Below are 25,986 nucleotides of genomic sequence, written 5' to 3'. Positions count from 1 at the left end.
CGTTCATATATTGATAAAATAATCTTAACGCATAAGAGCGGTATAAAGAAAGAGGAGGCTCCACGATAATGGTTACAACCATGAAAGAAATCAATCAATTTTTTGAACGGCGCCAAGTTCGATTGGGCATGAATTTTGGACTGTCACGGATGGAAACATTGTTATCTGAATTAGGCGACCCGCACAAGGAGCTAAAGTATATTCACATTGCAGGGTCCAACGGGAAAGGATCGACACTGCAATATATTAAAGAAATTCTGCTTGCACAAGGAATTCGGGTCGCTTCCTTCACTTCTCCTTATTTAATACGGATGAATGAACAGCTGAAGGTAAATGAGGATGAAATCAGTGATCAGGAATTCATCGATGTTTTCCGGAAGCTTTGGCCGATCATCCATGAGATGGACAGCAAGGGGAATGGTCCCACTCAGTTCGAAATTTTGACTGCCATGGCATTCTCTTATTTTAGCAAAAAGGAAGTCGATTTGGTTTTGATGGAAACCGGTTTAGGAGGCAGACTTGATACAACGAATGTCATCCAGCCGTTTCTTTCGATCATTACCTCGATCTCTTTGGAACATACGAACATCCTGGGTAACACACTTGGGGAAATTGCTTTTGAGAAGGCAGGCATCATAAAAAGCGGGGCGCCGGTCATCAGCGGAGTCACAGCCGGGGAACCAGCAAAAGTAATTGAAGAAAAAGCGTCAGCTATAGGCGTACCTTATTACCAATTGGGTAAAGAATTTCGTGTTAGCAATATGAAGCGAAGTGAACGTGGGCAAAGTTTCTCATTTTCGCTTGCCGACAGGTCAATCGAAAATGTGGAAATGCAGATGCTGGGCCGTCATCAAATGCAGAATGCGGCACTGGCCATTGCTGCTGTCACAGTAGGAATGGAAAATATCGATGAAAAAAGCATCTTTGAAGGAATAGGGGCAGCGAAATGGGATGGACGCTTTGAAAAAATATCGGATGAGCCATTGGTGATCATTGATGGTGCACATAATCCTGCTGGAATCGACGTACTGAAGGAAACGCTAAAAGTGCATTACCCCGGCTATAAGTACCGATTCGTATTCAGTTCATTTAAAGATAAAAACTATTCCGAGATGCTTCATGGACTGGAAACGGGGGCGATGGAAATCATCATTACCGAATTCGACCACGAACGGGCGGCGGATGCGAAAACGCTTTATGAAAAATGCAGTCATCCAAATAAAAGTATAAACAAGGATTGGCAGGCGGCGATAACGGAAGGCAGAAGGAAAACGGGGGATAAAGAGATCCTTGTCATTACAGGGTCCCTTCATTTCCTATCACTTGTGAGGGAGTTCCTAATCAGAGAAGATGCCTAAAGAATGTGCATAACGTAATGAGGCACTTTATCATGGAAACCAAAGCCTAAGAACCAACGGTAAGCCATATTTGTTTCAACTTCTTCAATTGCTTTATGCATTGAACGAATACCGAGGGTAAATCGAATGAAAGTCAGTTTGGCTAATATAACTGGATCAATACTTGGGCTTCCTATCTCTGAATATATATCTTTCACCAAATCATAAATGAAAGTGAAGTCAATGGCAGCCTCCATTTTACGAACCAAATGATTCGCCGGCACCAGTTGATCTAAAGTAATCATTTCAAGTTGGCCTCGCTGAATAGAATAATGTTTCGAAAGCATCATCTTCACCTGGCAAAAGGGGTTCTATCTATAAGTTAAAACAAAGTTGATTGGAGCGGGTGTTCGAGACTCCTGCGGGAAAAGCGAGTCCAGGGGAGACCCCGCAGGCGCAAAGGCGCCGAGGGCGGACCGCCCGCGGAAAGCGAGTGCCTGGAGTGGAAATTAACGTTCAAATTGCACAAACCCCTAAAAAACTGAAGACAAACTCTATTTTCATCGAGTTTGTCTCCAGTCTGAGAAAAGGATCTTTTCAAAGGTCCTTTTCTCTTGTTAAAGAGCCTCTTGGAAAGAAAAAACTCCAATAGAGTGATTGATAACAAATCACCCAGTTTATTTGTTAAAATATGTTTATATATTGCATTCCATATGAATGTTGAATAGTAGGATCTGTTTAATAAAATGACGGGAGGGATGAGCATGAAGAACCCAATGGTTAATTACATAGCGGAAGGGACTTTTATATCAGGGTTTCAAAGAAAGGCAATCGAATCCTCATGCACTTTGTATAAATGATGGCTATCCATATCTATCTCTTCGTATTGGGCTTAATTTTAGGCTCATTCTTTAACGTTGTCGGTTTAAGTGTTCCAGCTGGTCATTCATTCGCGAATCGTCGCTCCGCCTGCCCTTCTTGCGGGCGTACATTGACATTCTTCGAGTTGATACCGGTTATTTCTTATATGTTGCAAGTCGGTGAATGCCGGGGCTGTAAAGCAAGGATATCCCCCCTTTATCCGGCCGTGGAAATGCTGACCGGTGTTTTGTTTGCCTCTGCTCCGATATTCCTTGGCTGGTCGGGCGAACTGTTGGTTGGCTGGATATTGATTTCATTATTTATGATCATCTTCGTGACTGATGTCGCCTATATGCTTATACCCGATAAAATACTGCTTTTCTTTATAGTGATTTTTATTGTTTTAAGAGTCTCATTTCCACTGACGCCCTGGTGGGATTCAATTGTCGGGGCAGCGGTTGGTTTTAGCCTGCTGTTATCAATCGCGGTCGTGAGTAAGGGTGGCATGGGTGGCGGTGATATCAAGCTGTTTGCAGTGATTGGCTTCGTATTGGGAATGAAGATGGTGCTGTTATCTTTGCTTTTTGCGTGCTTTTATGGGGCATTGCTTGGCATCATCGGGTTGCTGACCGGAATCTTAAAAAAGAAAACCCTTATTCCTTTCGGACCGTATATCGTTTTTGGGACATTGACTGCTTATTTTTGGGGCGATTCGCTATTATATTGGTATGTAACATTTTTAAGATGAGCTTAAAGGACCATCCTGATCCAAGAGGAATTTGTCAAAAATCACCTGAACAATGGCTCAGTAGGGAACCATCCCCATTTGGAGGCAAGAGATTATGGAATGATAGAGGGATGTATGTAATTGGTGAGAGGTGATATGGAATGGTTTCATGAAGCAATAGTACCAGTACCTGAATTCCTTTTTTGTTACCCATATATGAATAGGGAAATTTGACGAAACCTATTAATGACAAGACGACAAAAGTCTTGTTATTTTTTTTTACCTCTATGTTAGGATGAAAAAAATGATCTGGAGGGGAGGAAAAAAATTGGGCAAGCCGGAACAAAGCAAGGGTGTAACGATTAAAATAAATGGGGAAGAAAAAGTATTTGCCGATAAAAAAATTGAAAGTCAAGAGGCGGCGAGTAAGGAGCAGGAACAGGAACAAACTGATGAGAGTTTCGAATGGATACTCCCTGAGGATTCAAATGAAAGCAAGATTGTATTGGTACCCACACCGCCAAAGAAGAAAATGCCGAAGCTCATCGGTTTTGGTACCGGGTCACTGAAAAGCTCGGATAAAAGACCGATCAAGACATTCATGATCGCAGTCATTTGTGCTGTGTTTTTTGGGTCGATTCTTGGCTTGATCGCCGTTAAAACGATTACAAAGGAAAAAGCCGAAGTATCTTCGGTCGAGACCCCGATTCCAACTGAAGCCACCGTTGAAGATAAAAAAGCGGCAGTGACTGAACCGGGAAACCAGCTGAAGACATTCCTTGTACAGGGAGGAGTATTCAGCAGCGAGGATGCGGCAAGGCAAATTCAAAAGAAAATCATTGAAAAGCAGGTTCCTGCTGAAATCTTCAAATTGGAAGAAAGCTATTATCTATTTCTGGGATCGGCAGAGAGTCTAGCTGCAAGTAAAGAACTGGCCTTGTTCTTAAAGTCATATGATGTGGATGTATATTGGAAGGAAATCAATTTTGAAGCGGCCGGGACAAGCCAAGAAGATGAAAAAACCCTCGACAAGATGAAAGCAGTATATGCTTCGTTGGCAGAAACATCCGCAACAAAGCTTCGCGGAAAGGCAGGGACGGTAAACGGGGAAACCCTGAAAAAAAACATGGATGAACTGAAGGCGGGGAAATTATCGCCGGCGTTTTCAAAGATGAACGATGACCTGACTGCTGCGGCAAAGTCGATTGATGAATATGAGACATCCAAAAATGAAGAAAAGCTATTCCAGGCTCAAGAAAGTCTTCTGAATTTTTTATTGAATTACCAAAAGTAAAGAAAAAAAGGGGGGCTGCCTAATGGGACAAGCCTCCCAATATGAAACCCTCTGTGACACCTTTTTTATTTTCCGGGAAATACTTACAGGCATTTGTCGATTCCTAGTAAACAATAATTGTGGATTGCACCATTATTTGATAGGATAGATATGTATCTCCCTATGTAAAGAAAGGTGACTTTTATATTATGCAGCCATTGATTTTAGCTTCTTCATCACCACGTCGTAAAGAACTTCTGCAATTTCTTCAAATCCCCTTTGAAAGCATGAATTCCAATGTTGATGAAAGTATTGATGAAAACATGTGTCCTGATTCAGCGGTGAAAGAACTGGCATCCCGTAAAGCGGAAGCCATCGCAGCAAAATTTCAGGATAGCTGGGTAATCGGCTCGGATACCGTTGTAGTCCTTGATGGTGAGATCTTGGGTAAGCCGGTAAGCAGGGCAGACGGAAAAAGAATGCTGGAAATGTTATCAGGACGGACACATGAAGTATACACAGGTGTCGTCATCCTGTTCGGCAAGCATCGCAGAGTATTCGCAGAAAAAACGGAAGTGACATTTTGGGAGCTGCCAGAAGCTGAAATCGAACGATATCTGGATAGCGGGGAACCTTTTGACAAAGCTGGCGGCTATGGGATTCAAGGATACGGATCTCTTCTTGTCAAACAAATCAAAGGGGACTATTTCTCAGTCGTCGGGCTTCCGGTCTCAAGGCTGGCCCGGGAACTTAAAGCGATGCAGGAAGAGTTAGGATAATCTGATTTCCTCTGGCATCTTCCCTTTTCTAAGGAAGGGTTGATCTTTTGAGCGAAAAAATGTTAATACGGGATTACCCGAAAGAAGAGAGGCCGCGCGAAAGGTTTCTACAGGACGGGCCGCAAAGTCTTTCCAATCAGGAATTGCTTGCTTTGCTATTGAGGACAGGATCAAGGGAAGAATCAGTCCTGCAACTATCCGGCAGACTTATCAATTCCTTCAAGGGCCTGCGCCTGTTAAAAGAAGCCTCAGTGGAAGAACTGACCGTGATTAAAGGGATTGGTGAAGCAAAAGCGATACAAATCCTGGCCTCCGTCGAACTTGGCAGGAGAATTAACAATTTGAATGACCAAGACCGTTATGTGATTCGATCTCCTGAAGATGGAGCTAATTATTGCATGGAGGAAATGCGGTTTTTATCACAGGAACATTTCGTCTGTCTCTATTTAAATACGAAAAATCAAGTGCTACAAAAAACTACGGTATTCATCGGGAGCCTCAATGCCTCGATCGTGCATCCGCGCGAGGTCTTTAAAGAGGCTTTCAAAAGGTCAGCTGCCTCTATCATATGTCTTCATAACCACCCCTCCGGAGACCCCTCTCCCAGCAGAGAAGATATTGAAGTGACGAAAAGGTTAGTCGAATGTGGTAAAATAATCGGGATTGAAGTATTGGACCATATCATCATCGGGGAACATAAATATGTTAGCTTGAAGGAAAAAGGTTATTTATGACACTATCAAAATTTTTGACGATACGATATAATATTGTTTATGATTTTTAAAAGAGGAAACTTTTTCAAAACTCTTATTGTCAAAAAACGACAAATTATTATTTGAACTTATAAAAAGGCATTTTTGTTTACGAAAGGGAGATACCATAATGTTTGGAATTGGAGCAAGAGATATAGGGATTGATTTAGGAACGGCGAATACGCTTGTATATGTGAAGGGAAAAGGCATCGCAGTACGTGAACCATCGGTTGTAGCGGTGCAAACAGATACAAAGCAAATCGTTGCAGTCGGAAACGATGCGAAAAACATGATCGGCCGTACACCTGGTAACGTGGTTGCCCTGCGCCCGATGAAGGACGGAGTAATTGCCGATTATGAAACGACGGCTACCATGATGAAGTACTATATGAAGGAAGCTCAAAAGAAGGGCGTATTCGGCAACAAGCCATATGTCATGATTTGTGTGCCTTCTGGAATTACGGCAGTCGAGCAGCGTGCAGTCATCGATGCAGCAAGACAAGCTGGAGCCCGTGACGCATATCCTATCGAAGAACCGTTTGCAGCAGCGATCGGTGCGGATCTTCCCGTTTGGGAGCCTACAGGCAGCATGGTCGTTGATATCGGCGGAGGAACGACGGAAGTGGCCATCATTTCCCTTGGCGGAATCGTTACAAGCCAATCGATCCGTATTGCCGGTGACGAAATGGATGATGCCATTATCGTTTACATCCGTAAGAACTACAATTTGATGATCGGTGAGCGTACTGCTGAAGCGATCAAAATGGAAATTGGTTCTGCTGGAGACACCGAAGGCGTCGAAAACATGGAAATTCGCGGCCGTGACCTATTGACTGGATTACCGAAAACGATCGAAATTACAGCTGAGGAAATATCCAAAGCATTAAGCGACACCGTTTCTGCAATTGTGGATTCCGTGAAAAACACTTTAGAGAAAACACCACCTGAATTAGCCGCTGACATCATGGACAGAGGCATAGTACTGACAGGCGGGGGTGCTTTGCTGCGCAATTTGGATAAAGTCATCAGTGAAGAAACGCAAATGCCGGTGATCATCGCTGAAAATCCGCTGGATTGTGTTGCGATCGGAACGGGAAAAGCGCTGGACCACATTCATTTATTCAAGACTAAATCAAGAGATTCGCGATAAGCATTACTTCTCAAATAGGGCCGGCTCAACAAAAGGTGCAATTTTGAGCCGGTTTTCTTATGTTTTGCTGTTTCATTAAATCCATAGTGTAATTTTAAAAACCATAGAGTAAATTTTAGATAGAGGTGTAATCACCATGCCACAGTTTTTTAATAAAAAGCTCCTTCTCTTGCTCGTTAGTATTATCGTTCTCGTGGCATTGATCGGTTTTTCATTAAGGGAGAGAGAAGAGTTGACCTGGCCGGAGCAATTCCTGAAAGATACGACAGGCTGGGTCGGAAATGTGTTTAATAAGCCAGTATCGGGTATAACAGGTTTTGTAGGGGGCTTAAAAGACCTTCAACATACATACGATGAAAACAAAAAATTGAAAGCCCGCTTGGATGAATATGTATTATTGAAAACCCAAGTCCAAGATTTAAAGGAAGAAAATGAAGAACTTCGCGACAACCTCAAAAAAGAAGATGACCTGCGGAAGTATTCGCCCACTCAGGCGACTGTCATCGGACGTAATCCCGACCGCTGGCATGAAATGCTGACGATCAATAAAGGGAAGCGTAATGGGGTAGAAAAAAACATGGCGGTCATCACGTCCAATGGGTTAGTCGGTAAGGTGAAATCAGCGACGGATTTCACGGCCTCGGTTCAACTTTTAAGTTCGATCGATAAAGCCAACCGTGTCTCAGCCATCGTTCAAGGTGATGATAAAGCATATGGCTTGATTGAAGGGTTCGATGATAAGAAGAACCTTTTGCTGATGAAGCGGATTCCATATGATAAAAAGATCAAGAAAAATTCATTGGTCATCACATCCGGTTATGGAGGAATCTTTCCGAAAGGTCTGCTGATCGGGAAAGTTGTCGATGTCAAAGTGGATCAATATGGATTGAACCAGACTGCATATATCGAACCTTCCACGGATTTTTATGATATTAATAATGTAATGGTCGTTCAGCGTGAAGTGGACGGTGTACCGAAAGAAAGTGAAGGGGAGGATGAAGCTGAGTGAGATATTTCATCCTTTCTTTCATAGCCTTGGTTTTTTTTGTTTTTGAAAGCATCTTCGCCCAGATGTTCGCTGGGGATGCATTCGGGGCCGATAAAATCCTCGTGCCCCATTTCATGATGATATTCGTTTTTTTCCTGACCATGTACGGGTCCAGGAAAATGGGTATGCTTTATGGGGCGATTCTAGGGTTGACTTATGATGTCGTATATACGGAAATCCTTGGAATTTACATGTTCCTGCTGCCTTTTCTTGCCTATCTGATATCGAAAAGCATGAAAATCCTGCAAAATAATATTTTGATTGCCTGCCTTACTGCACTTTTATTCACGGCAGTTTTAGAGGTTGTCATCTTTCAGATGAATATCATCCTATCGTTTGCAGATATGGGATTTGGTGAATTTGCGGAACGGAGATTGATTCCGACATTATTATTGAATCTCGCATTCATTATCATCAGCTGCTATCCTTTAAAGAGAATCATTGAAAAGCTTGATTTGCAAGGAGAAACGGAATAACGTTCCTGTGTCTTAAGAAGCAGGTGGGAAATGTATTTTCTCTTTTCCGTGTACGTAGAAAAAGGAAATTTGTTTTCCTATGTCGAATTATATTTCATTGAGGTGAAACAAACGTCATGAATAAAAGAATTCAGCAAAATGTCATGATTAAGGGAACAAAAGACGGGTTTATGCTTCATCTCGATGATTCTTGCTCATTTTCCGAATTATTGAAAGAGTTAGAAGTGAAGCTTTCGGCAAACTATCAGTTTCAAGAAAATGACCCGTCCATTTCCGTAAAAGTACATACAGGGAACCGCTATCTTGATGAACAACAAGAAGAAAAGATTAAAGAGGTCATCCATAAAAAGAAGAAGCTTTTCGTGGATGAGATAATTTCGAATGTCCTGACGAAGGATGAAGCGAAACGATGGAAAGATGAAAACCAAGTGACGACCGTGACCAAGGTGATAAGGTCGGGACAGGTTTTTGAAGTTCCCGGTGACTTACTGTTAATTGGGGATGTCAATCCCGACGGAACGGTTCGTGCGGGTGGCAACATATATATCATGGGACAGCTAAAGGGAATAGCCCATGCCGGATATAAAGGGAATAATGAGGCCATCATAGCTGCCTCTGTCATGAAGCCTGCCCAGCTGCGCATTGCCGGACAAGTGAATCTATCTCCTGATCAATATACAAAATGGGGACATGACCTGGAATGTGCCTTCATGGATGAAGAAGAAAATATCATTATAGAAAAACTGCAAGTTTTAAAGAAATATAGACCTAATTTAAATAGATTAGAAGGGGGTCTCTAATCGTGGGAGAGGCAATAGTTATAACATCCGGTAAGGGTGGTGTCGGGAAAACGACCACCTCCGCCAATTTAGGAACATCTTTAGCTCTTCTAGGCAAGAAGGTTTGCTTGATTGATACGGATATTGGTCTTCGGAATTTGGATGTGATCATGGGATTGGAGAATCGCATCATCTATGATTTGGTCGATGTGGTCGAAGGGCGCTGCAAGATACACCAGGCGCTCATTAAGGATAAACATTTCGAGGATTTGCTTTATTTGCTTCCTGCTCCGCAAAATAGTGATAAAACAGTGGTGAATGAAGAGCAGATGAGGAAACTCATAAGCGATATGAAGCCTGACTATGATTATGTCATCATTGATTGCCCTGCAGGCATCGAACAGGGTTTCAGGAATGCCATAGCTGGGGCAGACAAGGCAATTATCGTTACGACGGCAGAGAGACCGGCTGTAAGGGATGCTGACCGTATTATTGGCCTGCTTGAAAAAGAAGAGCATATTGAACCGCCTCAATTGATCATCAACCGGATACGCGGCCATTTGCTTCATGAGGATGAAGAAATGGATATCGATGGAGTTGCCGATTTTCTTAAGATTGATTTGATCGGCGTCATTCCTGATGATGACCAGGTCATTGTGGCAGCTAATAAAAAGGAACCCATTGCCTATAATCCGGACAATAGAGTCTCGCTTGCCTATCGGAACATTGCCAGAAGGATCCTTGGTGAATCTGTGCCCTTGACTCCAATTGGCAGCGAACCAAAGGGCTTCATGTCCAAGTTGAAAAAATTCTTTAGCGTGCGGTAAATCTATATTCTTTTTGTCAAGAAGCGGGGAGCATTTGCCCTCGCTTTTTTTTTGCACGGAACTTCATGAAAATAAAAAAGGCAAGCCGTATCCCGGCTTGCCTGTTCTATATGCTAAAATGCAGCGGGTTATCCGCGTCTTCCGCCTCTTCCGCCGCGTTTTGATTCAGTGCTGCGTTTAAGAGTCGATAAATTTTCTTCGCTAGTCTTTAAAAAGCGCACCATTTTATCTTCGAAATTTTCCTTTGGTTGGAAATTACCTTTTGAACGAAAATCTTTAGAACGGCTATCCCCTTGGCGTGGTGGGCGTTTGGTATAAGAAGAGGTTTGCCCTTCGGGTCTATCTATAGCCTTTTTGATGGACAAGGCAGTTTTTCCGTCTTTCTCACTAATCACTTTTACTTCAATTTGGTCGCCTACTTTAAGATGGTCATTTACGTCTTTTACATAGCTATCTGCTACTTCACTGATATGCACAAGACCTGTTGAGCCTCCTGGTAATTCTACGAATGCTCCAAAATTAGTGATACCTGTTACTTTACCTTGTACTTTGCTGCCTATTTCGATTGACATAAAAAAATGTTCCCCCTCAATAATGTTAAAACCACTTTATTATAACAAATTTCGGGGAACAATATCAATCTCAATTATTAGATTTTCTGAATCGATACAGAAATCACCTTGGAAATTCATTGGTTTCCGGATGATTTTTCATTGAAAAAAATTTTTCAGGATGTGCAGAAAGAATATCTTTTCTCCGTCATAGTCTGGACAAGTTACTCATACGTTGTAATATAGCGCTTTGACATGAGCAGGGGGGGAAGTCTGGAATGGATGATCGCAGGAAAGATATCCGCAATCGTATCGCCAAGAGACGCAAGTTTAATGATAAGCCGGCAGGAAGCAGTAGTTGGACGGAGATCAACAATGAGGAACCATATGGGATTGATTCATATAACGGGTATTCCGAAAAAGACCATCCGCTCTTCAAGAAAGAATATTTTTTCTTTAAAATCCTTGCCAGTGTATGCCTGTTCCTGATTGTCGCGGTGATGTTCAAACACCCTTCTGTGCGGCTGGACCCTGCCAGGAGTTTTGTCATGGAGAACATGAACAAGGAATTTCAGTTCGCTTCAATCTCCAATTGGTACGAAAGTGCGTTTGGTAAACCAATCGCTTTTTTACCGAATGAAGCCAATACGGAAACTGTTGATTCGAATGAAGAATATGCAATGCCAGCTTCTGCGAAGATTACCCAAAACTTCGAGACGAACGGTGAGGGAATCATATTGGAAACGAGCAAAGGCTCAAAGGTCGAGGCCGTTAATGAAGGGGTAGTCATTTTTGCCGGTGAAAAGGAGGGGATTGGAAAGACGGTAGTCATTCAGCATGCCAATAAAACTGAATCTTGGTATGGGCAGCTGAAAGAAATTGATGTGAAATTGTATGAGTTCGTTAAAAAGGGCAATGAAGTCGGACAGGTTACACTAAGTGAAGATGGATCCAAGGGCAGATTTTATTTAGCGATAAAAGAAAATGATGCTTTCGTCGATCCTAAAAAGGTGATTTCCTTTGAGTGAATATGGGAAGTTACTGTTTAAAATCAGGGTGCACCCGACACTGTGGTTTGTCATTGGCATTGCCATCCTCACAGCCCATTTCGTTGAAGTGATGATGCTGTTGCTCATCGTCTTCATACATGAGATGGGGCATGCCGTCTGTGCGCAGCACTTCAAATGGCGGATAAAGTCAATCCAGCTTCTTCCTTTTGGCGGGGCTGTCGAGACTGAGGAATATGGAAACAAGAGTTTGAAGGAGGATTTGGCGGTGGTGCTTGCCGGTCCGCTTCAACATGTTTGGCTCATTGGCGTAGCTTTTATGCTCTATTTCTTTACCATTATCCCATATGAGCTGTACCAGCCATTTTTGTATATGAACCTCATGCTGCTGATTTTTAATCTGCTGCCAATTTGGCCCTTGGACGGGGGACGCTTGCTATTCATCGGTATTTCCCTATACTGCACCTTTTTGGAAGCGCAGAAGCATACCCTTCATTTTTCTGCAGTATTCGCTGTCCTGGCTTTTTTGACCTGGATCATACTGGATCCGCTCAATTTGAACATCTGGCTCATCATCTTTTTCATAAGTCTCTCACTCGTCATGGAATGGCGGCAGAGGTATTACGCGTTCATCCGCTTTCTTCTGCAGCGCCATTACGGGCATACGAATGATTTGGCGAAACTGAAGCCGATATCGGTGGATTCACAAGAACCGATTTATAAAGTGCTGGAACTGTTTCAACGCGGCTGTAAACACCCCGTCATCATCATGAAAAACGGGAAAGAGAGCGGCTCATTGGATGAAACGGAAATCCTCCACGCCTATTTTTCGGAGAAAATGACGAACGGGAAAATCGGCGACCTATTATATTCTTATTAAATATGTTATCCTTTCTTCAAATTGAGGAGAGGATTTTTTTTGATGAAAAAAATGATCGCGAACCTAGCTTCACGCGAAAAAAGAGTGGCCGTCCTTGAGAATGGTGTTTTACGTAAACTTGAAATCATGCCGCCTCAAAAGCGCAGTACGGTCGGTAATATATATCTTGGGAAGGTGACGAAGGTGCTGCCGGGAATGGATGCCGTCTTCATTGATTATGGTGCAGAGAAGAATGGTTTTTTACACCGTGACGAGATTCCCTCCTTCCAGCTCACAAAAAAAAGTGATGGGAAAGCATCCATCGGTCAATTTGTCCGTCAGGGAGAAAAGCTGCTAGTTCAGGTGACCCGGGATGAAACGGGAACAAAAGGAGCTAAATTGACGGGGCTGATCGAGTTTTCAACGGAGTCCCTCGTATACATACATGGAATAGATTATGTTGGTGTTTCAAAGAAATTCAAAAACGACGATCTTCAGAAGCAATGGCGGGAAACGGCCATGCGGCATAAAAATCCTGATGAGGGATTGATTGTCCGCACCTCGATGGAGAACGAAAGTGAATCGGTTTTCCTTGACAGGTTAACTGGATTGCGGGAGCTCCATAAAGAGCTTGAAGTCAAGGCTGCATCCCTAAAGGCCCCGTCCCTTCTCTATGAGAGGGACGCTTACCTTGATATGATCATTTCCGAAATGTCGGGAACGGCGACCGGGGAACTTGCCATCGATGACTTCGAGGCCTATCGCGAGTTGAAAAAGTGGATACAGGAAAACCGTAAGGAGTGGGAAATATCCCATGTATCGGGTACCAGGAATATTTTTTCCGAATGGAATGTGGAAGCGCAAGTTGAGAAAATGGCCAAGAAAATCGTTTGGCTTGATAATGGCGGATATTTAATTTTTGAAGAAACGGAAGCTTTCACCGTAATCGATGTCAATTCAGGTAAGTTCACCGGCAAGGTGGAGAAGGAAGCAACATTGTTTGCGGTTAATCAGGCTGCGGCGAAAGAGGTCGCCCGTCAACTGAGATTGAGGAATATCAGCGGGATCATCCTGATAGATTTCATCAATATGGACCAGACCCGGCATAAGCAGGAAATCATCGAAATCGTCAAAAAGGAAGCGGTGAGGGATGAGAAGCGAATCCAGGTCATCGGTTTTACGGAACTGGGCATTTTACAAATGACGAGAAAGCGAACCTCCCCGTCTTTAAGTGAAATGACGACGGTGCCTTGCCCTGTGTGCAGTGGAAGCGGTAAAATCGAGAGCCCGGAAACGGTGGCCTTCCGGTTGGAACGTGAACTGCTGGAACACAGGAAGACGGATGATGAAGCGGTATGGGTGGAGGTCAGTAAAGCGGTGGCGGACGTGCTGCTTGGTGAAAAGGAATCATATCGGCCGGCCTTGGAGGAATTGATCGCTAAAAAGATATTCCTGTCTTTTATCCCAGGTTTGACGAATGCCTATTCCATCAAGCGATTCGGAAGCATTCAGGAAATCGGGCGGGCTTTCGAGTGAAGAGCGGGAATTGTTATAAATATATTGACAGCCTTTCCTGTTTCATGGTAGGATTTTAATGTTATGTTTGTAGCACCCGTGCTACAACCGCTCAACATCAGGTTTTAAGCTTTTGCCTTTTTGGTAAAACGCCTGTGATTGGCGAGTCTGAGACATTTAAGGAGGTGCAAGTATGTACGCAATTATCGAAACTGGCGGTAAACAAATTAAAGTAGCAGCTGGCGAAGCGGTTTACATTGAAAAATTAAACGCAGAAGCAGGCGAAACTGTTACATTTGACAAAGTTTTATTCGTAGGTGGCGAAGACGTGAAAGTCGGTGCTCCACTAGTTGAAGGCGCTACTGTAACAGGTACTGTCGAAAAACAAGGTAAGCAAAAGAAAATCACTGTTTTCAAATACAAAGCGAAGAAAAACAATCGTAAAAAACAAGGTCATCGTCAACCATACACTAAAGTTGTTATCGAAGCAATCAACGCGTAAGGGCTGATTCTAGATGATCAAAGTTGTATTTGATGCTCCGCAGGAACGGATTGCTTCGTTCACCTTAAGCGGACATGCTAATTTTGCTAAAAAAGGTTCTGATATCGTTTGTGCAGGTGTATCGGCTGTTTCCTTCGGGGCAGTCAATGCCATCATGTCCTTAACGGACGTAGAGCCTGAGATTGAGCAAGGGAGAGAAGGCGGCTATCTTCGCTGCGCCATTCCGGGGAATCTTTCGCCGGAATCGGAAGAGAAGGTTCAGCTGCTTTTGAACGGAATGCTCATATCGCTGCAAACCATCGAACGTGATTATGGTAAATACATGAAAATTATCCTCAACCAATAGGAGGTGGAACAAATGTTAAGATTAGATCTTCAGTTCTTCGCTTCGAAAAAAGGAGTAGGTTCTACAAAGAACGGACGTGACTCAATCTCCAAGCGTCTTGGCGCTAAACGTGCAGATGGTCAATTCGTATCTGGTGGTTCTATCCTTTACCGTCAACGCGGAACAAAAATCTATCCAGGTGAGAACGTAGGCCGTGGTGGAGACGATACTCTATACGCTAAAGTAGACGGTGTTGTTAAATTCGAACGTTTCGGACGTGACCGTAAAAAAGTAAGCGTATATCCAGTTGCACAAGAAGCATAATTGGCATCTTTGAACAGAGGCTGACTCAAAAGGGTCTGATTCCTTCTACAAGACACTATATACCGCGTCATTATTAATAATGGTATGCTATATAGTGATGAAGGGGTCCGGCCCTTTATTTATACTATAGGAACGAACCAGCATTTTGCAGGAGACTTTAGTCATTAGTATAAGGAAACAACCTCTGACTTACAAAAGGCTCGCCAATAGGCGGGCTTTCTTAAACTTTCAGGGGGTAAATCCAAGATTATTCATCCATCCGATTTGGTTAAACCAAATAGACACTCCAATTCAACTATAATATCTCCAATTGGTGCATAAATAAGGCCCATTCTCTTTTTTAGTTCAAATGGCTCTACCATCGTCCAAAGAACTCAGGGTGTGCGGCTGTATTTTTTGGACGGGGGCTTTCATGTGAAGGCATGTGAATCGAGCTTCATTTCCTGTTTGTTGTTTTTTTGATATACTGTACAAATGGAAGTATTCAACATGATAGAGCTGAAAAAAGTTTCTTTATCATAATTGAAGGTGTTAATAATGGATAAAAATTGGACGACTATTGAAACTCTGCGTCAAACCAGGCATGACTGGCTGAATAAAATTCAAATCATCAAAGGGAATCTGGAGTTGAACAGAATTGATCGTGTCAAGGGCATCATTGATGAAATCATTGTTGAAACCCAGAATGAAGCACGACTTTCCAGTTTGAATTTACCCAAGTTCACCGAGATGCTGTTGACGTCGAATTGGAATAATGGATCATTTTATTGCGAATATGAAATCATTGATGTTTTTGAAGGCTCAACCGAGATGGACGGGCTGATGTATCGCTGGACAAACGATTTCTTCAAGATTCTGGATAAAAACCTGGATCCGTTTTTTGAAAATATACTGGCTGTTTCTATGTGTAAAAAAGAAGTGAGCGATATGCACTGTACATTTCATATGCAAGGCAGGTTCATTGATTAATCCCCAGTGATCGAGTTTTTGGAAAGTTCATTAACGGCCGAGCAATCAATTGAAATTCTTGAATGTAATGAGGATGAAATATTTTTTAAGATGGATATTAACTTTTAGAGAAGTATACAGCAAGAATTGACTTGCAGAAAACAAGGAAGTGATAGCATGTTTGTCGATCAAACGAAAGTCTATGTAAAAGGCGGAGACGGTGGTAACGGGATAGTTGCTTATCGTCGTGAGAAATTCATACCTAAAGGCGGACCAGCTGGCGGAGATGGCGGTAATGGGGCCAATGTCGTATTTGAAGTGGAAGAGGGCTTGCGTACATTAATGGATTTCCGTTACCAACGTCACTTTAAGGCACCTCGCGGAGAACATGGCATGTCCAAAAACATGCATGGTGCGGCTGCAAAAGATATGGTGATCAAGGTTCCACCTGGCACCGTTGTCATCGATGATAAAACGAAGGAAGTCATTGCTGATTTAGTTGAGCACGGACAACGCGCCGTTATCGCCAAAGGTGGCCGCGGAGGCCGGGGAAATTCCCGTTTTGCCACGCCTGCCAATCCTGCACCCGAAATCGCGGAGAATGGCGAACCCGGCCAAGAACGCGATATCGTCATGGAATTGAAACTGTTGGCTGATGTCGGTTTGGTTGGTTTCCCAAGTGTAGGGAAATCCACTTTGCTTTCTGTCGTATCCGCAGCAAGGCCTAAAATTGCCGAATATCATTTTACAACGATCGTACCGAACCTCGGAATGGTGGAAACGGAAGATCACCGCAGCTTCGTCATGGCCGATTTACCTGGTTTGATCGAAGGTGCTTCAGAAGGAGTGGGACTTGGACATCAATTCCTGCGCCATATTGAAAGAACGAGGGTAATCGTTCATGTAATCGATATGTCTGGTCTCGAAGGCCGGGATCCATACGAAGACTACCAAACAATCAATAAAGAATTGGAAGAGTATAACCTGCGCTTGACTGAACGTCCGCAAATCATTGTTGCAAGTAAAATGGATATGCCGGACTCAGAAGATAACTTAGCTGCTTTCAAAGAAAAGCTGGAAGAAGACTATCCTGTCTTCCCGATTTCTGCCGTGACGCGTGAAGGGATCCGTGAGCTTCTTTATGCAATCGCTGATAAAATCGAAGAGACCCCTGAGTTCCCTCTTGAACATGAAGAAGAGAATACTGGAATCCACCGGGTTCTATATAAACATACATCACAGTCGGATGAATTTAACATTGAACGCGAACCCGATGGCAGCTTTGCCGTATCAGGATTCAAGATCGAGCGTCTATTCAAAATGACTGACTTCACCCGTGAAGAGTCCATACGTCGTTTCGCCAGACAGCTTCGTTCATTCGGAGTCGACGAAGGCCTTCGCCAAAAAGGTGCGACAAATGGCGATATCGTCCGTATCCTTGAATATGAATTTGAATTTGTTGATTGATTGGAGACCATGATGGCAGGCAAAAGGAGGCGTGCGGAGTTTGAATAAGTCCGATCAGAAATTTTTCCTCGTTCGAGAGGATGTTCTTCCCGAAGCGATGAAAAAAACGCTGGATGCAAAAGAAATGATTGAACGGGGAAAAGCGGAATCAGTTTGGGAAGCGGTACAGCGAGTAGACCTAAGCAGGAGTGCTTTTTACAAATACCGTGACACGGTTTTTCCGTTTCATACAGTTGTTAAGGAAAAGCTGATTACACTGTTCTTCTATCTTGAAGATCGTTCTGGTACTCTATCGGAGCTTTTACGGCTCGTCGCCTCATCCGGTTGCAACATCATGACCATCCACCAAACGATTCCTTTACAGGGACGTGCAAATGTCACCCTATCCCTGAATACGGGTGGGATGACGATGGATATTAATGAACTGCTCACTAAACTGCGTAAAATGGAGTTCGTCGAAAAAGTCGAAATCATTGGTAACGGCGCATGATAACAGCCTGTACATTACACATGTACAGGCTGTCAGTTTGTATATAAAAGGTTTCCCGAACCTTTTCCAACTGATGCTGAACAAAAAAGTTTGCCTATTCGTTTCATGCGGTGCAGACCGTAATGGATTTATGTTGGGGACGATAGTAGCTCCGCGAAATAATCCGGAAGCCTTCATTAAGATGCAATAGTAAATCCGTTCAAACAGGTCGGTATCTTTAAAGCGTGGCTCATAATTTTTGCGAATGTTGAGAAGCAAGGCATTTATCATGGAAACCGTAACCTAAAGACCAACGGGCTACCGGACCGCCCGCGGAAAGCGAGTCCTGGAGCGGAAATCAACGTCAACGTTTAAAAACCTAAAACAGCCTGAAGACAAACTCATTTATTATCGGGTTTGTCTTCAGGCTGTTTTCATTTGTAAGAGGAAATTAACGATTAACTATTGTAAAAAATCAGAAAATGGCATAACATAAACAATAGATTTTCCGTGAAAAGGAGTTTATAATATGACAGCAAAAATTGCATTTCTTGGACCAAAAGCAACGTTCACGGATTTAGCTGTATCGCGACTATTTCCTAATGATATAAAAATACCGATGAACACGATTCCGGACTGCCTTGATGCTGTTCGGGACGGGGAAGTGAATCACGCGCTCGTGCCGATCGAGAATGCTTTGGAGGGTTCGGTAAATATAACGATGGATTACTTAGTCCATGAAGTCACATTGCCGATGAAGGGCGAAGTGACGATTCCAATTCAACAGCATTATATGGTGCATCCGGATCATGCATATCCTGGTTTCAAACCTGACATGGTTTATTCGCATTCCCATGCCATCGCTCAATGCCGCAAATTTCTACATAATGAGCTAAGGGGCATTCCATATGAGTATGTCACATCCACAGCAGCCGCTGCTAAGATGGTGATGGAGAATCCCGATATCAATATTGCTGCAATTGCAAATGATATGGCTGCAGAGGAGTACGGTTTGAAGATTGCCAAACAAAATATTCATGATTATGAACATAATCACACCAAGTTTATCGTCGTATCCAACAGTGAAGTCGACTATGAAGGGCATTTGACCGTGGAAGGGGATAAGAAAACGACCTTGATGATTCAGCTGCCTGCCGACCACTCAGGGCAGCTGCACCAAGTGCTTTCCGCTTTTTCCTGGAGGAAACTTAACCTTTCCAAGATTGAATCAAGACCCATGAAAACTGGATTAGGCAATTACTTTTTCATCATCGACATAGAAATGTCCCTTGACGATGTCCTGATCCCAGGAGCGATCTCTGAGCTCGAGGCCTTAGGATGTACGGTATCGATCATGGGAAGCTATACATGCTTTAAAGTCCAAACTGGTGTACCGCAACGATAATTCATCATTTGTGAGATTTCTTTTCAAAATGATGAATGGTACAAACTCAGCTAAGTTTTATCCAATGAATAGGAAGATGCCCCGGGAGTTTTCCCGGGGCATTTTTTAGTGAGTATTCGTTAAGCTTTGTATGAAATATATATAGATAGGCAGCAGGATTCTGGATGCAAAACAAACACCGATTGTGCAAAAAGCAAATACAATAAGTAAATCTCGGTAGGCCACATGTGGAACAAGCAAATACATATTTTGAAAACTAATTCAGTGGATGCGCCTTTTTAATCAAAAATGGCAGAGAGAGGGTGGTGGTCAGCAAAGATGGATAATCAATTCAAAGAAACTTTCGGTTCGTGGACTCAAGCGATAGGAACCGTCATTTCAGCTATTGCTGGTACACCATCCAATGTCTTGGACGAAGAATTTCGTAAGAACTTGGATTTGATTGGAAATGAACTTCAAGCAACAGGAAATGCCTTATTGGCCGACGCGGAAGAAACCTGGTCTCTAGATAAATTCGGGAATATAATACAGGCGATCGGGAATTCGACTGTTATCTTAGGTTTAGTCATTGATTTTGATGAAATAACGAAACAGGAATTAATCATCAAAGGCAATCTGATCCAAGCGTTGGGCGGAGGAACCGCTTTGGCGGGGGCATACGAAAATCCGGATGAACCGGAACAGGCCTTCAATGCTACGGGAAATTTGTTGCAGGCGATTGGGAATTCGATGCAAGCGATGGGTGGAATTGCCGAACTTAAAAATAGCATTCTAGAAAAAGACCAAGATAAGGATCAAGAACAAGAAGAACAAGATAAGGAGCAGGAACAGCAAAAATATCAATATCCTTATTTGGAAGAGAAGCAATCTGATGCAGAATTAATCCAAGTGATGGGGGGCTGGGTTCAGGCGGTCGGTTCCGTCATTAGCCTTATTGGGCAGTTGAGAAGTAACGAAGATGAAAACTCCGGCGATGGAAGCTCAAATGAAAGCAATTCCAATGAAGAGTGAGCATGAGGGCCCATAAAAAAATCCTCAAAAGCCCTATCTTTTGAGGATTTTTCGTTCATTCAATCGACTAAAATGCCGGCATCCCTCAAAGCGCTCTCCGCTTCGTCGAGCAGTTCTTCAGATGATGCGCTCAGTGTATGGAGATGGATGCCGCTCGTTAGTTCCGATAAAAACGATGCATTCGTTGCCGTCACCCTTGAAAGGAATTGCTGGACCTCTTTACGGCTGCTGACCATGATGGAAGCGGTCAGGTCGCCGTAAACGGGGTGCTCGATTTTGACATCTTTCACCGTGATGCCGATATCCACTAGTAAATATAGTTCTTCTTGGGTCCGGGAAGGATCGTGCTGGCAAGCGATGATCCTTTCCGGCTTCTGCGTGCTCCCCGTTTGTAGGTACAGATAGCCTTGGCTTGTGGCAATGATAGGTTCATTCCGCGCTTTCAGGAGGGTTATGTCACCAACGATAACCTGCCGGCTTACATTCGTTATCTGCGAAAGCTCGCTGCCCGTTACAGGCTCCGTGCTTGTTTGCAATAAATGTAAGAGTTTCGTCCGTCTTTCTTCCCCAAGTAATTTCTTTCTTTCCATAAACATTCACCTCTTTAATTACAAACATTCTAACACAGATTGGAGGGTTTTATCGAATGGAAGCTATTCCTTCGATGCAGTCCGCCAACTTGTGAATGTCGTCGGCCGTCGTGTTTTTGCCAAAGGAAAAGCGGACGAATTGATGGGCTTCATCTTCGCTTTTTCCAATGGCCATCATCGTTTTTGAAGGATCCTGTTTACCGATTTGACAGGCGCTTCCCGTCGAAACGGCAAATCCTTTCTGGTTTAATTCCAGCATGATGTACTGTCCTTGCAATCCAGCGAAGGTCAGCGCCAGTATGTGAGGCAATTGCTCGTATTTTGCTTCGATGATTTGAAAATCGATTTTCCTTTCCGTCAGCCGTTGAATCAATTGCGTCCTAAGTGCGGAAATCCGTTTTCGTTCATCTTCCATGATGTCGCCCAATTTCTTAGCAGCGGTCACGAAGGAAGCTATCCCGGGGACGTCCACTGTTCCTGGTCTGAAACCATATTCATGAGTGATGTTCGGTACCGAAGCCTTCAACTGATGGATGGCCGGGAAAATGACGGCCCCAGTCCCTTTTGGACCATAAACTTTATGACTGGAAACGGATAGTCCATCACATGAGGCGGCTATCTTGCCAAGCGGTAATTTAGCAAATGATTGGACGCAATCCACATGAAAAAAAGCCTGGTGTTTTCGAACGATTTCACTTATTTGCTCAATGGGTTGAATGACCCCGATTTCCGAATTCACATGTTGGACAATGACCAAGCATGTTCTCTCCGACATGCATTCCTGCAGATGTTCAATATCAACACGGCCATCTTCCAAATGCCGTAAATAAGTAACCTCGAAGCCATCTTGTTCAAGCTTTTCGACGAAATTGGCAAGAGATGCATGTTCAGTCCGGCTTACAATCAAGTGGTTCTGCCAGGATGGTTTCGAAGCGATGAATGTATCTATCGCAAGCATGTTGCTTTCTGATCCGCCGCTCGTAAAGATGATTCCTTCCTTTTTTATGTTCAGCATTTCTGCGAGTTGCTGCCGTGACATATCCAATAAACGTGCCGCTTCAGAGCCAATATCATGCAAACTGCTCGCATTCCCGAAAAACTTCCGGGACGCTTGGCTGAATACGTCGAGAGCCTCCTCGTCAATCGGTGTTGTAGCGGCGTAATCCAAATAAATCAAGAAATCACTTCCATCCTTTAATCTTAAAAAACTCTTGATAATAGTTTAATAATATGTAAATATAGTTGTCAAGACACCTGTCATAAACAGGAGGAATGAAATAATGGTAAAAGCGGAAATCATCGTGATAGGCAGCGGGATTGCTGCCTTGAAAACGGCATTGGAAGCAAGTGAGCATAAGCATGTGATACTCATCACAAAATCAAATATCCGTCATGGTAATTCATATTTAGCTCAGGGCGGGATTGCTGCTGCAATATCTGATCGTGACAGAGTATCCTTACATAAAAAAGATACGCTGGCGGCTGGTCAGAGATATAACAAAGTGAAGGCAGTGGAAAAACTCGTCGAAGAGGCACCTTCGGTTATAGCTGAACTTATAGAATCGGGTATGCAATTTGACCATGATCATGACGGAACTCTATTGCTTGGCATGGAGGGCGCCCACAGTGAACGAAGAATCCTCCATAGTCACGGTGATGCTACCGGAAAGTACATCATGGAACATCTTATAGGCTGCTTGAAAAAATCATCGATTACTGTGATGGAGGATGTTACTGCAGTGGAGTTGATCATCGGGAAAGATGATTCTTGCATAGGCGTCAAAGCACTTGAAAAGGCAGGGGAACTCGTAACCTATCATGCTGAACAGACGGTTTTGGCAACAGGCGGCTGTGGCTCCCTATACCATTTCACTTCAAATTCACAAACGGTTTCAGGTGATGGAATCGCACTTGCATTCAAGGCTGGTGCAAAAGTTCGTGACATGGAATTCATACAGTTCCATCCGACCCTGCTTTTTGTAAATGGCAAAGCGAAAGGTCTGGTTTCAGAAGCGGTTCGCGGGGATGGTGCGAGATTAGTGACGGAAACGGGAAAGCCAATCATGGAGGATGTCCATAGCTTGAAGGATCTAGCACCAAGGCATATTGTTGCACAGACGATCTTTTCTTATATACAGCGCGGTGAAAAGGTATTTTTGGATATTTCGATGATCAAGGATTTTAAAAATCGTTTTCCGACAGTGACCTCATTATGTGAAAAAAGCGGGCTGGACCTTGAATTGGGGAAAATTCCAGTTGCACCTGGAAACCATTTTCTAATGGGAGGGATTGAAGTGGATGAATCGGGGCAAACCTCAGTACCCTCTTTGTATGCAGTTGGTGAAGTGGCATGCACTGGTGTACATGGTGCAAACCGATTGGCAAGCAACTCGCTTCTCGAAGGACTGGTTTTTGGAAATACGCTAGGCCGTTTCCTTGCTAAAGTGCCGTCAAGGTCAATACCGCAAGAAAAAGAGCAGTCCAAGTGTTCCAGCCAAATTTCATTTTTACCTGATTTCACGACATTGCAGGAAAAATTAATGAACGAAGCGGGAATCGTCCGAAATGAAGCGGGTTTAACTCGTCTGAAGGATTATCTTGAAACGTTTAATATCGAAAAATTGCTGCATGTGGAAGTAACGGCATTATCGATACAAGAAATAACGAAAATCAATGCCTTAATCGTGGCGTGGCTGATTGCCGAATCCGCATTGACCAGGACGGAAAGCAGGGGCGGTCATTTCCGCAGTGACTATCCAAGCGAAGATGACACCCAATGGCTTGATAATTCGGTTATCCTTGCTTGCACGGATGTGAAAAACCGAGTGAAAGGGAGACAACTATATGAATATATTGAAGCTTAAGCAGATGCTGCAACAATTTTTAATGGAAGATATAGGGGAATGCGATGTAACGAGTGATACGATTTTTGATCAAGGTGAACAAGGTACTTTGACATTCATCGCAAAAGAAGGCGGGGTCTTTAGTGGAGGGGACGTCATCCAGACGGGATTTGCATTGTTGGATGAGCAAATCGAGGTTTGCGTTTTTGTTAAAGATGGAGAAGTTTTTGAAGAAGGACAGCAGCTTGCAAAAATGACCGGCGATATGGCCTCTCTTTTAAAAGGGGAACGGGTCGTTTTGAATTTAGTGCAGCGTATGTCCGGAATTGCGACACAGGCTCATAAAGCTGCCATGATATTAGCGGGGACGAAGACGAGAGCGTGTGATACGAGGAAAACTACACCAGGCCTGCGGATGCTTGAAAAATATGCGGTCCGCTCAGGCGGGGCATTCAATCACCGTTATGGTTTATATGATGCAGTCATGATAAAGGACAACCATATTTCTTTCGCTGGGTCCATAACGAAAGCGGTACAAACGGTAAAATCCAAACTGGGACATACCACTAAAGTGGAAGTGGAAACGGAATCACCACAGCAGGTGCTTGAAGCAGTGGAAGCCGGTGCAGATATCATCATGTTCGATAACCGGAGCCCCGAAGAAATCAAGCAACTGATTAAATTGGTTCCCGCCCACATCATAACTGAAGCTTCTGGAGGGATCCATTTAGACAATCTAGCCTCATATCGGGAAACAGGGGTAGATTATATTTCGTTGGGCAGCTTGACGCACAGTGTCAGGGCACTGGATATTAGCGCAAAGGTCAAAGAACGTGAGGGGATATTGAAATGAACATATTGGAGATGGCTAAGTCAGCAGGAAATACATTGCCTGAAAAGTATAAAACGATGACAAAGGAAGAGATGGAGAATCGGGTCCATGACATCAAGAAACGACTCGGGAACCGTCTTTATATCCCAGGCCATCATTATCAACGGGAGGAAGTCATTCAATTTTCGGATTCAACGGGGGATTCACTTCAATTGGCCCAGCTTTCCGCGCAAAATCGTGAAGCGGATTATATCGTGTTTTGCGGCGTGCATTTCATGGCGGAAACAGCCGATATTTTGACCGAAGAAGGGCAGACGGTTATCCTTCCTGATATGCGTGCAGGCTGCTCCATGGCGGATATGGCCGATATTGAACAAACGGAACGGGCGTGGACAAAGCTTCAGGATCTTTTTGGCGATACGATCCTTCCGCTAACTTATGTGAATTCAACTGCGGCCATCAAAGCTTTTGTAGGGAAAAATGGCGGGACGACGGTGACATCCTCCAATGCACAAGGGATGGTCTCGTGGGCCCTCGCGCAAAAAGAAAGAATCCTATTTCTTCCCGATCAGCATCTGGGGAGGAATACAGCCTTTGACCTTGGAATCCCATTGAATGAAATGGCCGTTTGGGATCCGCATAAAGATGAATTGATCTATGAAGGGGAACTCGAAGATTTGAAGGTACTTCTTTGGAAAGGACATTGTTCAGTCCATGAAAATTTCACTACGGCTAATATTGAAACGCTTAGAGCGGAGCAGCCTGAAATGAATATCATCGTTCATCCCGAATGCCGCCGTGAGGTAGTCGCCCTGTCAGATTATGCAGGTTCGACATCGTACATCATAAATATGATTGAAAAAGCCGAACCGGGCAGTTCCTGGGCAATCGGCACGGAAATGAACCTTGTCAAGCGACTTATCGCCAATAATCCTGACAAGAACATCATCTCGTTAAATCCGAATATGTGTCCATGCCTAACAATGAACCGGATTGATCTGCCTCACCTGCTGTGGGCGCTTGAATCCATTGAAGAAGGTATAATCATCAATCCGATAAAAGTGGGGAAGAGCATTGCGGATAATGCCATCCTGGCTTTAAACAGAATGCTGGAACGCGTTTGAGTTAGTGCAAAAGACTTTGAATCATAAGAAAAAAAGGGGTAAGACACCCGTTCAGTTAGCTGACCTAATGAGGATTGAATGGTTTATCCCGAATACAATTTTATCAAGGGATTATTGCCGTGATTTTAAAACAAGACCGAGTAATCCACGTGTATTTTTACTGTTTTAGCTGAAACTCACAAGATGGAAGAAAATTGAGAAACAC

The 25,986-nt window shown here is 43.5% G+C and carries 27 protein-coding genes, 1 pseudogene and 1 other annotated feature; of the genes and pseudogenes, 24 read left to right on the top strand and 4 right to left on the bottom strand.

Annotation, left to right across the window (positions count from 1 at the left end; all coding sequences use genetic code 11):
* Positions 1–68 precede the first annotated feature (68 nt).
* Positions 69–1,358 carry a bifunctional folylpolyglutamate synthase/dihydrofolate synthase gene (locus MKX49_RS17055; RefSeq protein WP_340877128.1) on the top strand — a complete coding sequence of 430 codons (1,290 nt, stop codon included), beginning with the start codon at positions 69–71 and terminating at the stop codon, positions 1,356–1,358.
* Positions 1,359–1,372: 14 nt separating this feature from the next.
* Here MKX49_RS17055 and MKX49_RS17050 read toward each other — a convergent pair.
* A pseudogene (locus MKX49_RS17050) lies at positions 1,373–1,684 on the bottom strand (transposase); the annotation flags it as partial.
* A 509-nt stretch (positions 1,685–2,193) separates the two neighbouring features.
* On the opposite strand from MKX49_RS17050, the gene MKX49_RS17045 reads away from it, so the two are divergent.
* From MKX49_RS17045 to minD, 9 genes are all read left to right on the top strand, one after another.
* The gene (locus MKX49_RS17045; RefSeq protein WP_340877126.1) at positions 2,194–2,946 is read left to right on the top strand and encodes a prepilin peptidase; all 753 of its coding nucleotides are present in this window, start codon (positions 2,194–2,196) and stop codon (positions 2,944–2,946) included.
* Between the two features lie 307 nt (positions 2,947–3,253).
* Positions 3,254–4,219, top strand: a complete 966-nt coding sequence (locus MKX49_RS17040) for a hypothetical protein (RefSeq protein WP_142398502.1) — start codon at positions 3,254–3,256, stop codon at positions 4,217–4,219.
* 188 nt (positions 4,220–4,407) lie between these two features.
* A complete protein-coding gene (locus MKX49_RS17035; RefSeq protein WP_340877125.1) occupies positions 4,408–4,977 on the top strand; it encodes a Maf family protein in 570 nt (189 codons plus the stop codon).
* 59 nt (positions 4,978–5,036) lie between these two features.
* Positions 5,037–5,711 carry a RadC family protein gene (radC, locus tag MKX49_RS17030; protein ID WP_053537324.1) on the top strand — a complete coding sequence of 225 codons (675 nt, stop codon included), beginning with the start codon at positions 5,037–5,039 and terminating at the stop codon, positions 5,709–5,711.
* Between the two features lie 148 nt (positions 5,712–5,859).
* A complete protein-coding gene (locus MKX49_RS17025; RefSeq protein WP_034308871.1) occupies positions 5,860–6,879 on the top strand; it encodes a rod shape-determining protein in 1,020 nt (339 codons plus the stop codon).
* A gap of 136 nt (positions 6,880–7,015) precedes the next feature.
* The gene (mreC, locus tag MKX49_RS17020; protein ID WP_034308869.1) at positions 7,016–7,888 is read left to right on the top strand and encodes a rod shape-determining protein MreC; all 873 of its coding nucleotides are present in this window, start codon (positions 7,016–7,018) and stop codon (positions 7,886–7,888) included.
* Positions 7,885–8,403 carry a rod shape-determining protein MreD gene (gene mreD / locus MKX49_RS17015; RefSeq protein ID WP_340877124.1) on the top strand — a complete coding sequence of 173 codons (519 nt, stop codon included), beginning with the start codon at positions 7,885–7,887 and terminating at the stop codon, positions 8,401–8,403. The genes mreC and mreD overlap by 4 nt, the downstream gene beginning before the upstream one ends.
* Positions 8,404–8,519: 116 nt before the next feature.
* Complete coding sequence (minC, locus tag MKX49_RS17010) at positions 8,520–9,203, top strand: septum site-determining protein MinC (RefSeq protein ID WP_048688939.1); 684 nt, start codon at positions 8,520–8,522, stop codon at positions 9,201–9,203.
* A 2-nt stretch (positions 9,204–9,205) separates the two neighbouring features.
* A complete protein-coding gene (gene minD / locus MKX49_RS17005) occupies positions 9,206–10,009 on the top strand; it encodes a septum site-determining protein MinD (protein WP_034308862.1) in 804 nt (267 codons plus the stop codon).
* Between the two features lie 128 nt (positions 10,010–10,137).
* Here minD and MKX49_RS17000 read toward each other — a convergent pair whose 3' ends face one another.
* Complete coding sequence (locus MKX49_RS17000; protein ID WP_034308861.1) at positions 10,138–10,581, bottom strand: S1 domain-containing RNA-binding protein; 444 nt, start codon at positions 10,579–10,581, stop codon at positions 10,138–10,140.
* A gap of 257 nt (positions 10,582–10,838) precedes the next feature.
* Between MKX49_RS17000 and MKX49_RS16995 the strand changes: the two genes are divergently transcribed.
* The 11 genes from MKX49_RS16995 to MKX49_RS16945 all read left to right on the top strand — a co-directional run bounded on the left by MKX49_RS16995 (position 10,839) and on the right by MKX49_RS16945 (position 20,392).
* The gene (locus MKX49_RS16995) at positions 10,839–11,588 is read left to right on the top strand and encodes a M23 family metallopeptidase (RefSeq protein ID WP_063594289.1); all 750 of its coding nucleotides are present in this window, start codon (positions 10,839–10,841) and stop codon (positions 11,586–11,588) included.
* A complete protein-coding gene (locus tag MKX49_RS16990; RefSeq protein ID WP_072273328.1) occupies positions 11,581–12,447 on the top strand; it encodes a M50 family metallopeptidase in 867 nt (288 codons plus the stop codon). Before MKX49_RS16995 ends, MKX49_RS16990 begins: the two co-directional genes overlap by 8 nt.
* A gap of 42 nt (positions 12,448–12,489) precedes the next feature.
* A complete protein-coding gene (locus tag MKX49_RS16985; RefSeq protein ID WP_340878563.1) occupies positions 12,490–13,962 on the top strand; it encodes an Rne/Rng family ribonuclease in 1,473 nt (490 codons plus the stop codon).
* A 75-nt stretch (positions 13,963–14,037) separates the two neighbouring features.
* Positions 14,038–14,121 (top strand) — a sequence feature (ribosomal protein L21 leader region).
* A 13-nt stretch (positions 14,122–14,134) separates the two neighbouring features.
* Complete coding sequence (gene rplU, locus MKX49_RS16980) at positions 14,135–14,443, top strand: 50S ribosomal protein L21 (RefSeq protein ID WP_034308849.1); 309 nt, start codon at positions 14,135–14,137, stop codon at positions 14,441–14,443.
* Positions 14,444–14,456: 13 nt separating this feature from the next.
* Positions 14,457–14,789, top strand: a complete 333-nt coding sequence (locus tag MKX49_RS16975) for a ribosomal-processing cysteine protease Prp (RefSeq protein WP_048688952.1) — start codon at positions 14,457–14,459, stop codon at positions 14,787–14,789.
* A gap of 12 nt (positions 14,790–14,801) precedes the next feature.
* A complete protein-coding gene (gene rpmA, locus MKX49_RS16970; RefSeq protein ID WP_048688955.1) occupies positions 14,802–15,092 on the top strand; it encodes a 50S ribosomal protein L27 in 291 nt (96 codons plus the stop codon).
* Positions 15,093–15,629: 537 nt separating this feature from the next.
* Entirely contained in the window at positions 15,630–16,061 is a 432-nt protein-coding gene (locus MKX49_RS16965) for a Spo0B domain-containing protein (protein ID WP_340877122.1), read from the top strand.
* Positions 16,062–16,217: 156 nt separating this feature from the next.
* Entirely contained in the window at positions 16,218–17,507 is a 1,290-nt protein-coding gene (gene obgE / locus MKX49_RS16960) for a GTPase ObgE (RefSeq protein WP_048688961.1), read from the top strand.
* Positions 17,508–17,547: 40 nt separating this feature from the next.
* A complete protein-coding gene (locus tag MKX49_RS16955; RefSeq protein WP_034308837.1) occupies positions 17,548–17,997 on the top strand; it encodes an ACT domain-containing protein in 450 nt (149 codons plus the stop codon).
* Positions 17,998–18,505: 508 nt separating this feature from the next.
* The gene (pheA, locus tag MKX49_RS16950; RefSeq protein ID WP_340877121.1) at positions 18,506–19,381 is read left to right on the top strand and encodes a prephenate dehydratase; all 876 of its coding nucleotides are present in this window, start codon (positions 18,506–18,508) and stop codon (positions 19,379–19,381) included.
* 318 nt (positions 19,382–19,699) lie between these two features.
* A complete protein-coding gene (locus tag MKX49_RS16945; protein WP_340877119.1) occupies positions 19,700–20,392 on the top strand; it encodes a DUF6944 family repetitive protein in 693 nt (230 codons plus the stop codon).
* Between the two features lie 59 nt (positions 20,393–20,451).
* Here MKX49_RS16945 and MKX49_RS16940 read toward each other — a convergent pair whose 3' ends face one another.
* The gene (locus MKX49_RS16940) at positions 20,452–20,982 is read right to left on the bottom strand and encodes a transcription repressor NadR (RefSeq protein WP_048688970.1); all 531 of its coding nucleotides are present in this window, start codon (positions 20,980–20,982) and stop codon (positions 20,452–20,454) included.
* A 49-nt stretch (positions 20,983–21,031) separates the two neighbouring features.
* A complete protein-coding gene (locus tag MKX49_RS16935) occupies positions 21,032–22,159 on the bottom strand; it encodes an IscS subfamily cysteine desulfurase (RefSeq protein ID WP_063594284.1) in 1,128 nt (375 codons plus the stop codon).
* Positions 22,160–22,262: 103 nt separating this feature from the next.
* On the opposite strand from MKX49_RS16935, the gene nadB reads away from it, so the two are divergent.
* From nadB to nadA, 3 genes are read left to right on the top strand one after another with little or no spacing between them, the layout of a single operon-like run.
* Complete coding sequence (gene nadB / locus MKX49_RS16930) at positions 22,263–23,846, top strand: L-aspartate oxidase (protein ID WP_340877118.1); 1,584 nt, start codon at positions 22,263–22,265, stop codon at positions 23,844–23,846.
* On the top strand, positions 23,827–24,678 hold the full coding sequence (gene nadC / locus MKX49_RS16925; protein WP_048688978.1) for a carboxylating nicotinate-nucleotide diphosphorylase: 852 nt from the start codon (positions 23,827–23,829) through the stop codon (positions 24,676–24,678). The genes nadB and nadC overlap by 20 nt, the downstream gene beginning before the upstream one ends.
* On the top strand, positions 24,675–25,781 hold the full coding sequence (gene nadA / locus MKX49_RS16920) for a quinolinate synthase NadA (protein ID WP_340877116.1): 1,107 nt from the start codon (positions 24,675–24,677) through the stop codon (positions 25,779–25,781). The genes nadC and nadA overlap by 4 nt, the downstream gene beginning before the upstream one ends.
* Positions 25,782–25,986 lie beyond the last annotated feature (205 nt).

The sequence above is a fragment of the Peribacillus sp. FSL M8-0224 genome (genome assembly GCF_038003055.1).
Classification (GTDB): domain Bacteria; phylum Bacillota; class Bacilli; order Bacillales; family DSM-1321; genus Peribacillus; species Peribacillus frigoritolerans.
The sequence above is the reverse complement of the archived record's forward strand: the minus strand, read 5'-3'. Positions and strand labels throughout refer to the sequence as shown.